At 60.1% G+C, this 10,000-nt stretch carries 12 protein-coding genes; 5 read left to right on the top strand and 7 right to left on the bottom strand.

Annotated elements, in window-relative coordinates:
• From LDL37_RS13890 to LDL37_RS13875, 4 genes are all read right to left on the bottom strand, one after another.
• Positions 1–597: pilus assembly protein TadG-related protein (locus tag LDL37_RS13890; RefSeq protein ID WP_290799399.1), on the bottom strand; the 597-nt coding region annotated here is incomplete at its 3' end.
• A gap of 92 nt (positions 598–689) precedes the next feature.
• On the bottom strand, positions 690–1,130 hold the full coding sequence (locus LDL37_RS13885) for a flagellar basal-body protein FlbY (protein ID WP_290799397.1): 441 nt from the start codon (positions 1,128–1,130) through the stop codon (positions 690–692).
• Entirely contained in the window at positions 1,127–1,432 is a 306-nt protein-coding gene (locus tag LDL37_RS13880) for a rod-binding protein (protein WP_290799396.1), read from the bottom strand. The genes LDL37_RS13885 and LDL37_RS13880 overlap by 4 nt, the downstream gene beginning before the upstream one ends.
• Positions 1,433–1,437: 5 nt before the next feature.
• Positions 1,438–2,550: a flagellar basal body P-ring protein FlgI gene (locus LDL37_RS13875; RefSeq protein ID WP_290799394.1), complete on the bottom strand. Its 1,113-nt coding sequence runs from the start codon at positions 2,548–2,550 to the stop codon at positions 1,438–1,440.
• Positions 2,551–2,800: 250 nt separating this feature from the next.
• Between LDL37_RS13875 and LDL37_RS13870 the strand changes: the two genes are divergently transcribed.
• Together LDL37_RS13870 and dksA are read left to right on the top strand one after the other, a co-directional pair.
• Positions 2,801–3,223 carry a flagellar assembly protein FliX gene (locus LDL37_RS13870; RefSeq protein ID WP_232037077.1) on the top strand — a complete coding sequence of 141 codons (423 nt, stop codon included), beginning with the start codon at positions 2,801–2,803 and terminating at the stop codon, positions 3,221–3,223.
• A gap of 229 nt (positions 3,224–3,452) precedes the next feature.
• Positions 3,453–3,902 (top strand): RNA polymerase-binding protein DksA, encoded by a 450-nt coding sequence (gene dksA / locus LDL37_RS13865; RefSeq protein ID WP_041658562.1) that lies wholly within the window; start codon positions 3,453–3,455, stop codon positions 3,900–3,902.
• Positions 3,903–3,936: 34 nt separating this feature from the next.
• Here the strand turns inward: dksA and LDL37_RS13860 are convergent, their stop codons facing one another.
• Together LDL37_RS13860 and LDL37_RS13855 are read right to left on the bottom strand one after the other, a co-directional pair.
• A complete protein-coding gene (locus tag LDL37_RS13860) occupies positions 3,937–4,137 on the bottom strand; it encodes a hypothetical protein (RefSeq protein WP_290799391.1) in 201 nt (66 codons plus the stop codon).
• Between the two features lie 53 nt (positions 4,138–4,190).
• Complete coding sequence (locus tag LDL37_RS13855) at positions 4,191–4,802, bottom strand: TIGR00730 family Rossman fold protein (RefSeq protein ID WP_290799390.1); 612 nt, start codon at positions 4,800–4,802, stop codon at positions 4,191–4,193.
• Positions 4,803–4,973: 171 nt separating this feature from the next.
• On the opposite strand from LDL37_RS13855, the gene LDL37_RS13850 reads away from it, so the two are divergent.
• From LDL37_RS13850 to clpA, 3 genes are all read left to right on the top strand, one after another.
• A complete protein-coding gene (locus LDL37_RS13850) occupies positions 4,974–5,789 on the top strand; it encodes a hypothetical protein (protein ID WP_290799388.1) in 816 nt (271 codons plus the stop codon).
• Between the two features lie 318 nt (positions 5,790–6,107).
• On the top strand, positions 6,108–6,425 hold the full coding sequence (clpS, locus tag LDL37_RS13845; RefSeq protein WP_290799401.1) for an ATP-dependent Clp protease adapter ClpS: 318 nt from the start codon (positions 6,108–6,110) through the stop codon (positions 6,423–6,425).
• A gap of 160 nt (positions 6,426–6,585) precedes the next feature.
• Complete coding sequence (gene clpA, locus LDL37_RS13840; RefSeq protein ID WP_290799386.1) at positions 6,586–8,895, top strand: ATP-dependent Clp protease ATP-binding subunit ClpA; 2,310 nt, start codon at positions 6,586–6,588, stop codon at positions 8,893–8,895.
• Between the two features lie 143 nt (positions 8,896–9,038).
• Here clpA and sppA read toward each other — a convergent pair.
• Positions 9,039–10,000: signal peptide peptidase SppA (gene sppA, locus LDL37_RS13835; protein ID WP_290799384.1), on the bottom strand; the 962-nt coding region annotated here is incomplete at its 5' end.

The raw sequence follows: 10,000 nt of genomic DNA, 5'->3' as shown, positions 1-10,000 counted from the left end.
ACGAATGACATTGCTGCCTTCGATGCACACCTTCTTGAAGTTCAGGCTGGAGCCCGAATTGAAGATGGCGGCCGGATTGCCCTTTGAACGCACCTGAATTTCGCAGTTGGGGGCGGTTATTTTCGCACCGGAATTGACCAGAAGCGCCTGACTGCCCGACGGATCAAGCACCTGAATACAGGGGCCTGACGATTGGCTTGCCGCCGTGCCCACGGCTGTGGCGGTAACATTGATGGTAAGGCTGGAAATACCAAACAATCCCAGCAGGCCCGTGCGGTTATTATAAGCCACGGTTCCGGTTAGGGTTGTTTTGTCTGTCGTGTAGCCCGGCGTGGCGCTGAGGCCTTCGGGCAGGTTTGAGGCGAAGATGCGCGTGGCAACGGTGCTCCGCTGGGATGTCTCCTGACGCAGCCCTCCTAATACCGACGCGTCCATAGCGTCCTGTAGTTTTGCCTTCACGGAATAGTAGTTGTTCAGGTCAATGGCACCGCCGACGGAGCCGGCCATAGCCATCAGTGACAGAGCGAAGGCAAATGTCGTATTGCCGCCTCTATGCGAAACATCGCGTCGAAGGTGCGTGACAAGGGGTGCAGACATGGTTCATTTCCCGATAATCGCCACCATTGGTAGCGTATCCTTGTGAACACATGCTTAAGCCACACCGGAAAAATGACACCGGTTTCTGAATTTTACGCCTTGAAGCCGTAGTTCAGCGACTGAGGCGTGCGATCCTTGATTGAGGCGCCGGGGCCATAGGTCAGGCTGGGTTTACGCGTTTCGTTCAGCGAGTCGGCTATGGCCTTCATCAGCCCTTCGGAGATGGTCTTGGCGGCCTCGACGGCGCGGGCATGGCGCTCCGATATGGCCACAAAGCCTTCGGTGGCCTTGCGCAGGCTTTGTTTGTGGGCGGCGCTCAGCCCTGTCAGACGCGAGGGATCGGCCTTGAGGCGGGCGCTTTCCTGACGATACAAGGCCGACAGGCTGCGCGTCTCTTCGACCGACTCGCGGATATCGAGCGGACGGTGCGCCTCAAGCGCCTCGGTTTCAGCGCTCAGGCGTTCGGTCAGGCGCTCGGTGAGCACCAGAAGCTGCGCGGCGTAGTCATCGGCGTCGCGGGCGGAAATGCTCATGAGTGCGTCTCCTGTAGGGCAAGCAGTTGTTTCTGAACCTGAGCGGAAATACCGACACCGCCGGATTTTACCACCTGACCGGCCAGGGCGTCGAGATAGACGGAACGAAAAGCCTCTTCGCCTTCGCCGCCGCCGAACATGCCATCGGTCGAAAGACCTTCGAACATGGGTTTCAGCATCTGGGAAATGACCATATCTTCAAAGTCATCGCCGACCTTTTTCGGGTCGCGGGTCTTTTGCGGAGACAGTGAAAACGGCTTGGCATCCAAGGGGGACGAGACAGTTTTATCCAAAGGGCTCATGGGAATTACATCACCTCAATATCGCCTTGCAGCGCGCCGGAGGCCTTGATGGTTTGCAGAATGGAGATCATGTCACGCGGACTGACGCCAAGCGCATTCAGACCATTGACCAGATCGCCGAGCGAGGAGGTTTCTTTAAGCTCATAAAGCCGTTTCCCCTTTTCCTCTTCGACACTCACCGAGCTGTCGGGGACGGCTGTGGTCTGGCCCTGCGAGAAGGGGGCTGGCTGGCTGACGAAGGGGCGCTCATCGACGCGAATGGTCAGATTGCCCTGCGCAATGGCGACGCGCGAGACGCGGACGTTTTCGCCGATGACGATGACACCATTGACCTCATCAATCACCACCTTGGCCGGGGTATCGACGGTAACCGGCATTTGTTCAATGGCGGTAATGAAGCTCATCATGTTCATTTCCGGCCGGTTGCGTACCGACACCACCGTCGGGTTGTCGGCAAAGGCTGTGCCGGGATAGGCCTTGTTGACCGTATCGGCGATACGCTTGGCCGTAGTGAAATCGGGGTTTTTCAGCGTCAGGCGCACGATTGGCATGGTGTTGAAGTCAAAGCCTGTTTCGCGTTCGATAATGCCGCCTGAGGCGATGCGCCCGGCGGTCGGCACGCCCTTAGTGACAGAGGAGCCCGATGCTCCACCCGCAGATACGGAACCGGTCTGGATCGAGCCTTGCGCCGCCGCATAGGCTTCGCCGTCAGCCCCCAGAAGCGGCGTCACCAGCAAGGTGCCGCCCAGCAGGCTCTTGGCGTCGCCCATGGCTGAGACCGTGACATCAATGCGCGCACCAGGTGCCGCAAAGGGCGGCAGTTCGGCGGTGACCATGACCACGGCGGCATTTTTGGTGTTCAGCGATGCGTCACGTATATTGACGTCCAGCCGTCCCATCATGCTTTCCATGGTCTGCTTCAGCATGGGGGCGTTGCGCACTGTGTCGCCCGTACCGTTCAGACCGACGACAAGGCCATAGCCAACCAGCTGGTTCTTGCGCACGCCTTCAATATCAACAATGTCCTTGATGCGCGACGCGGCCGCGGCTTCGCAAGCCCCGAGGACCGGCGCGCAAAGCGACAATAAGGTAGCGAGGGCGGCAATCAGAAGGCGCATACGCATGTCCACACAAAGGGCATTAACCATGTTGAGGCAACTGCGAAATCTGTGCCAGATGAAAAACCTTTAAAAGTCAGTGACGTGAGCTCCGCCTTTTGGGGCGGGGGAAAAATCTGCCGGGCCGTTAAGGGCTTGGAAACCACGGGCAGGCAAATACTCACCGTCTGTACACCCTTAGAAGAGGGTTTCGCGTCTTTATCGCCAGAACGGCCCCGACATGACCATACCACCGCTGAATGGGGCAAGCATGATCAAGATCAACGGACCGGCCGGACCGACCACTGTGGGCGGAGGCAATGCGCCGCGCCGCGCGTCAGGCGGCTTTTCGCTGAACGGATCATCCGAAACAAAGTCAAGCGCGTCCGCGGCCTCGGTGTCGCAGGCCCTGTCTCTGGGCGGGATTGATGCGCTGCTGGCCTTGCAGGCCGAAGACGACGTGCTTCAGGGGCGTCGCCGCCGTCAGATCAAACGCTCTCAGGATATTCTGGAGGCGCTGGAAGAGTTGAAGCTGGCGCTTCTGGGCGGCACCATTGATGACGGCGCGCTTTTATCGCTGCAAAAGATGATCGAGCTTCAGCGCGAAGAGGTCGAGGATCAGGGGCTGCAAAGCGTGCTCAACGAAATCGAAACCCGCGCCTATGTCGAACTGGCCAAGCGCCGGCTGATGTAAATTCCCCTCTGACGCGAAGCCTGTGCGATGGTGACGTGTGCGCTGCACCATCGAAACCCCGTTAGAGTAAAGAAAACGTGATTGTTCACGGGTGATTCCACGGGTATAAGCCGCGCCATCGGACCCGCGCTGTCACGTCCATATGGGGCCCTGTTCTTGCAGGGAGGGACGTAGCGGCAGGTAACGTCTCAATTCGGGGCTAAAACCAAGGGTGCCGACAAACAATGTCATGGGGTGTGGTGCAAAGATGAGCGCTGTCGAGCTTTCCAAATCCGATACCGATGCCTATCGTCCCAAGGACGACGAAGAGTACATGAATGAGCGTCAGCTCGCCTATTTCCGCAAAAAACTGATCTCGTGGAAGACGGAAATCCTGGCCGGGTCGAAAGAAACCGTTTCGGTCATGCAGAAGGAAACGGAAAACCACCCCGATCTGGTGGACCGGGCCTCTTCGGAAGCCGACCGCGCACTGGAACTACGGACCCGCGACCGTCAGCGCAAGCTGATCTCCAAGATCGACGAAGCCATCGCCCGTATCGATGACGGTTCTTACGGCTTCTGCGAAGAGACGGGTGAGCCGATTGGTCTGGGGCGGCTTGAGGCGCGCCCGACCGCGACCCTGTCTATCGAAGCGCAGGAACGCCACGAACGTTCCGAGCGTGTTCATCGCGATGATTGAGTAAAGAAAAGGCGCTTGAACAGCGCCTTTTTTGTTATCTTGTCTGCGTTGGATCGCCCAGGTCCGCCTCGCTGTCGATGTCGGTATGCGCATCTTGCGGCGTTCCCTCCGTTGCGGGGGGAGGGGGTATCTCGTCAAAACCGTAAGGATGGTCGCTGGCGGCTGCGGTCTTGGGGCCGTAATCGCTCAGGCCGTTCTTTTTGGGCGGTTCATGGCGCGGGTGCAGATCAGTCATGGGCGTCTCCTTTGCCCTGAGAGTGCCCCCGCCCGTCTAAAGAAGCGATCCGGTTACAGCACGCGGCGCGTGTCGATTTCCTCATCGTGCGAGGCCAGTTCGGCTATGGCTCCTAACACCTCTTCGACCGTATCCACGCTCTTATAGGTATTGCGGAAAGCGTCCGGGGTGAAGCCTTTGCCGACGGTGAAATCGACCAGATCGAAGAAGGGCTGCCAGAAGCCGCCCGAATTGAGGAAGATGATCGGCTTCTTGTGCAGATCGAGCCGACGCCACGACAGAAGCTCGATGACTTCCTCCAGCGTCCCGACCCCGCCGGGCAGGACGACAAAGGCATCGGCCTCTTCGAACATCATCATCTTGCGCTCGTGCATCGACTGCACCACGATGGTTTCGACCTCATCAAGCAGGCGTTCCTTGGTGCGCAGGAATTGCGGCATGATGCCCAGAACCTTGCCGCCGGCTTGAGACGCCCCGCGCGCCGCTTCGCCCATCAGGCCCACGCCGCCGCCGCCATAGACGAGGCGCAACTGACTACGGGCCAGAATTTGACCCAGTGCCCGTGCTTCGTCCTTATAGCGCTGATCGACGGCGTCCGACGAACCGCAATAGATGCACACCGACAGGATGGGGCGCGGCGAGGCGGGGGAGACGGAGTCGGGCATCGCTAATCCTTGGAACTATGGTTGCGGGCGGGCTTGATTGCCACCGGCGACAAACGATATGGTCAATCGCGTAAACAAATGAATGTCGTCGTAAATTAAAGGGCTTTGCCGGGCGTGCGCAACGCTTTTCAACGATGACAGACGTGTTCTGTGCATGAGATTTGTCAGGCTGTGATAAGCCTGCTGAAAGGTATCGACGTTCCGATGGGGTTCAAGCTGAGCACTGTGGCGCTGTGCGCCGCTTCGGTCGTGCTGTTGTCCGGCTGCGGCGACAAGGCCCCGGAAAAGGTCGAGGTCGCCGACTATGTGGCCACCAATCGCGGCTATGTGAAATCGCCTGAAGTGACTTCGGTAGCGGTGACCGCCGCCGGTGAATTGCTGGTCACAGGAGCCGCCCTGCCTGAGGCGCGCGTGCGCCTGACCAGCCCCTCCGGGCAGGCCTATGGGGTCACAGCGGGCAGCGACGGACGCTTTCAGGCCAGCCTGCCGCAGATGTCAGGCGGCAGCTTTTACGATCTCGCCATGGAGACCGAAGGACGGCTGATGCGGGCTGAGGGGCGTCTGTTTGTGCCGCCGGCCTCGGATATCGGTGCCCCTCCGCGCTCGGTTCTGTTGCGGCCCGGTGCGTCGGCCCTGCCTTTGTGGCCGCAGGCCGGTCTTATCGCCGTCGTCGATTACGATGCGGGCGGGGCTATGGCGGTGTCCGGTCGCACCGATCCCGGCATAATGGTTGATGTGGAAATCGACGGGCAGCCGGCGCTTGAGGTGCGCTCCGGTGAAAACGGCGTCTATACGGCGGCCTTGCCGGTCAGGGGCGGTTTGCGCAGCGGCACGGTCACCATCGGGATACGCGCCCGCGACCGTTTCGAAACGCGGCAGGTCAGTCTGCGGCAACCTTCGACCGAGGGGGCCACCCTGATGGGGGTGGCGTGGTATGTGGACTGGGCCATCAGCGGCGGCGGCCTTCAGACGACGGTCGTGTTCTGAGCCGCCTGGCCCTTTTGATATGCGTCATTGACGACATATTTGTAACGCAGTTGCGCAAACTGTGATGCGAATAACGCAAATATGTACGCAGCGGCCTCTTAACAGGATTAAAGTTTGCACTATCTTGAAGTCAGGCGAAAACTGTCGGAGCATTCTCTCCGTAAGGTTTTGGCTTCGTGTGAGTCTCAAAAGACGAAGGGGGGTTCGCCTGCCCATCGCCCAGTTAAGAGGACAGGTTTGACGTTTGGTCCCTCCCTGCTGTGTCCGCTGCTATCGGCAAATTCGCCGGTTGAGGCGGCGCGCGCCCCGAAGGCCCCGGTGACCGATGTGGACAAACCGGCCCATGCGCCGTTTGCCGTCATCGACGCCAAGCCCAAGGCGGCGAAGCCCTCTCTTTATCGCGTGTTAATTCTCAACGACGACTATACCCCTATGGAGTTCGTCGTGTACGTGCTGGAGCGATTCTTCAACAAGTCGCGCGAGGACGCCACCCGTATTATGCTGCACGTCCATCAGACGGGCGTCGGTGTTTGCGGGGTCTATACCTATGAGGTCGCGGAAACCAAGGTCGCCCAGGTGGTGGACATGGCCCGGCGGCATCAGCACCCTCTCCAGTGCACCATGGAGAAAGACTGAATCTGATGCCGACACTCTATCCAGAATGCCGACACCAACACCCTCTCCAGTGTACGATGGAGAAGGACTGAGGATCGCTTGAACCCGACTTTCAGCCCCCGTTCATCGAGGAGACGTCAGACTAAACTGTACCCGCTTTTTGCTCCAAGGAGAGGCCGACATGCCATCGTTTTCAAGCGCTCTCGAAGAAACCCTGCATCGCGCGGTGGGTCATGCGAACACCCATCACCATGAGTACGCGACCCTGGAGCACCTTCTGCTGGCCCTCGTCGATGACGTCGATGCCGCAGGCGTCATGACGGCGTGTAATGTCGATCTGACCAAGCTCAGGACCGCATTGACGGCCTATATCGAAACCGACCTTAAATCGCTGGTCGTTCCCCATTCCGAAGAAGCCAAGCCCACTGCCGGTTTTCAGCGCGTCATTCAGCGCGCGGTGATCCATGTGCAGTCGTCGGGCCGCGACGAAGTGACCGGCGCCAATGTGCTGGTGGCTATCTTCTCTGAACGCGAATCCCATGCCGCCTTCTTCCTGCAGGAGCAGGAGATGACGCGCTATGACGCGGTCAACTACATCGCTCACGGCATCGCCAAGAAGCCCGGCGCGTCTGAGCCGCGTCCTGTGCGCGGATCGTCCGAAGATGGGGCCCCGTCTTCCGAAGAAAAGTCGGGCAAGGCGGCTTCCACCGATGCCCTGGCGGCCTATTGCGTTGATCTCAATGAGAAATCGCGTCACGGCAAGGTCGATCCGCTGATCGGGCGTTCGGCTGAGGTCGAGCGCGCCATTCAGATCCTGTGCCGTCGCACCAAGAATAACCCGCTGCTGGTCGGTGATCCGGGCGTCGGCAAGACGGCCATCGCCGAAGGTCTGGCCAAGAAGATCGTCGAAGGCGAGGTGCCTGAGGTGCTGGCCGGAGCGACCATCTATTCGCTCGACATGGGCACGCTACTGGCCGGAACCCGCTACCGCGGCGATTTCGAAGAGCGCGTCAAGCAGGTGGTCAAAGAGCTTGAGGCGCATCCCAATGCCATCCTGTTCATTGACGAAATCCACACCGTCATCGGTGCCGGGGCGACGTCGGGCGGGGCGATGGATGCCTCCAACCTGCTGAAGCCGGCTCTGGCGTCGGGGGCCCTGCGCTGCATGGGTTCGACCACTTATAAAGAATACCGTCAGCACTTCGAGAAGGATCGGGCTCTGGTCCGTCGCTTCCAGAAGATCGACGTGACCGAGCCATCGCTGGACGACACGGTGAAGATTCTAAAGGGCCTCAAGCCTTACTATGAGACCTTCCACAATCTGAAATACACCGACGCTGCCATCAAGACGGCGGTGGAACTGTCGGCGCGCTACATCACCGACCGCAAGCTGCCGGACAAAGCGATCGACGTGATCGACGAAGCCGGGGCCTTACAGGTCATCCTGCCCGAAGGTAAGCGCAAGAAGGTCATTGGGCCGAAGGAGATCGAAACGGTGATCGCCAAGATCGCCCGCATCCCGTCGAAGTCGGTGTCCAAGACCGATACCGAGGCGCTGCGCGATCTGACCAACGACCTGCAACGGGTCGTCTTCGGTCAGGACGAGGCCATCGAACAGCTTTCGGCGGCGATGAAGCTGGCCCGGGCGGGTCTGCGCGACGCCAACAAGCCCATCGGGTCTTACCTCTTCTCCGGTCCGACCGGCGTGGGCAAGACCGAGGTCGCCAAGCAGTTGTCGCAAACGCTCGGCATCGAATTGCTGCGCTTCGACATGTCGGAATATATGGAGCGTCACACCGTGTCGCGGCTGATCGGGGCCCCTCCGGGCTATGTCGGCCATGATCAGGGCGGCCTGCTGACCGATGCTGTGGATCAGACGCCGCACGCCATCGTCCTGCTCGACGAAATCGAGAAGGCGCACCCGGATATCTATAACATCCTGCTTCAGGTGATGGATAACGGGACGCTGACCGATGCGGTGGGCAAGAAGGTCGATTTCCGAAATGTGGTGCTGATCATGACCACCAATGCGGGCGCTTCGGACAATCAGAAGAACTCGATTGGCTTTGGACGCGAAAAGGTGTCGGGTGAGGACGAGGTGGCCATCAAGCGCCTGTTCACGCCGGAATTCCGCAACCGTCTCGATGCCATCGTCACCTTCCGTCAGCTCAAGCCGGAGGTCATCGGGCAGGTCGTGCAGAAGTTCGTCCTTCAGCTCGAAATGCAACTGGCCGACCGCAACATCACGATCGAGCTGTCGCCGGATGCCGAAAAGTGGCTGGCGGAGAACGGCTATGATGAACTCTATGGCGCGCGTCCGCTGGCGCGGGTCATTCAGGAGAACATCAAGAAGCCTCTGGCGGACGAGATCCTGTTCGGCAAGCTGGTGCGTGGCGGGCATATTCTGGTCAAGCTGGCCGAAGGCAAGATCGCCTTCGACATCACGCCGGCCAAGGACAAGAATGCCTCGCGCGCCGAGGCGGTGGACTAGCAGGGGTCTCGACCCCCTGCACCTCGTTAGTCGGGCGCTTAAGTTGTGGGGTGTGGGGTCCGTGACCCCACCTCACTGAATCCCAAAGAAAAACCCTCCGGATCGCTCCGGAGGGTTTTTTGTTTCAGGCATGACGTCTTACCCTACGGCGCGTAGGGTTCCGGGGCCAGGACGCTGGCGCCTTGCTCGCGCAGGCGGGCGTCGCGGGCTTCCTTCATGATCATCTGGGCGCGCGGATCGCTGGCGGCCCAGCCGAGGAAGGACAGGGCTTCGAAGCCCTTGGCGCTGGCCTCGACACCCTTGCCGAACATGGCAAAGGGCGACTTGTTATTGGGGTAGTTGACCAGCTTCACCTTCACGTCGTCACCGATCTTAGCCAGTTGCTTGGCCTTGGCCACCGCGGCGAAGAAGCCGCCGGTTTCATCAACCAGCCCCAGTTGCTTGGCCTGCGCGCCAGTCCAGACGCGGCCCTTGGCTATTTCACGCACGCGCTCAGGCGCCAGCTTGCGGCCTTCGGCGACGTGGCCGATGAAGGCGTTATAGATGGTGTCCATCCAGTTGGAGATGGCCTGGGTTTGCTTTTCGGTGAAAGGCTTGCCTGCCGAATAGGCCCCGGCGTACTCAGAGCCGACGCCGATCTGACGGAAATCGACCCCGAAACGCGATGCCGCTTCGCCAATGGCCATCTTGCCGCCATAGACGCCGATCGAGCCGGTGAGGGTGGTCGGGTTGGCGACGATGGCATTGGCCCCCGCCGAGACCCAGTAACCGCCCGAAGCCGCGTAATCACCCATCGACACCACGACCGGCTTGCCGGATTTCTTGGCGTAGGCTAGGGCGCGCGAAATCTGTTCGGAGGCGGTATCCGACCCACCGGGCGAAGAGACGCGGAAGACGATGGCCTTGACCTTGTCATTCTCAACGGCGTCGTAGAAGGCCTGAGCCACATCGTCGGACAGCATCTGGGCTTCGCTGCCAAAGCCAGCGCCAGACCCCTTGCCGGTCATGATCGGGCCCTCGCCATTGATAACGGCGATGGTCTGGCTGCCCGTCGAGACGGTGGTGGCCGCATAGGACTCAATGTCCATCAGTTGCGTATCGGCCC

The organism is Asticcacaulis sp. (assembly GCF_020217185.1).
Classification (GTDB): Bacteria; Pseudomonadota; Alphaproteobacteria; order Caulobacterales; family Caulobacteraceae; genus Asticcacaulis.
The sequence above is the reverse complement of the archived record's forward strand: the minus strand, read 5'-3'. Positions and strand labels throughout refer to the sequence as shown.

Coding starts and splice junctions, on each gene's coding strand:
- clpA (WP_290799386.1), top strand. CDS start 6,586: ATGCCATCGTTTTCAAGCGCTCTCGAAGAAACCCTGCATCGCGCGGTG.
- LDL37_RS13855 (WP_290799390.1), bottom strand. CDS start 4,802: ATGCCCGACTCCGTCTCCCCCGCCTCGCCGCGCCCCATCCTGTCGGTG.
- dksA (WP_041658562.1), top strand. CDS start 3,453: ATGGGGTGTGGTGCAAAGATGAGCGCTGTCGAGCTTTCCAAATCCGAT.
- LDL37_RS13870 (WP_232037077.1), top strand. CDS start 2,801: ATGATCAAGATCAACGGACCGGCCGGACCGACCACTGTGGGCGGAGGC.
- LDL37_RS13875 (WP_290799394.1), bottom strand. CDS start 2,550: ATGCGCCTTCTGATTGCCGCCCTCGCTACCTTATTGTCGCTTTGCGCG.
- LDL37_RS13885 (WP_290799397.1), bottom strand. CDS start 1,130: ATGAGCATTTCCGCCCGCGACGCCGATGACTACGCCGCGCAGCTTCTG.
- LDL37_RS13860 (WP_290799391.1), bottom strand. CDS start 4,137: ATGACTGATCTGCACCCGCGCCATGAACCGCCCAAAAAGAACGGCCTG.
- LDL37_RS13880 (WP_290799396.1), bottom strand. CDS start 1,432: ATGAGCCCTTTGGATAAAACTGTCTCGTCCCCCTTGGATGCCAAGCCG.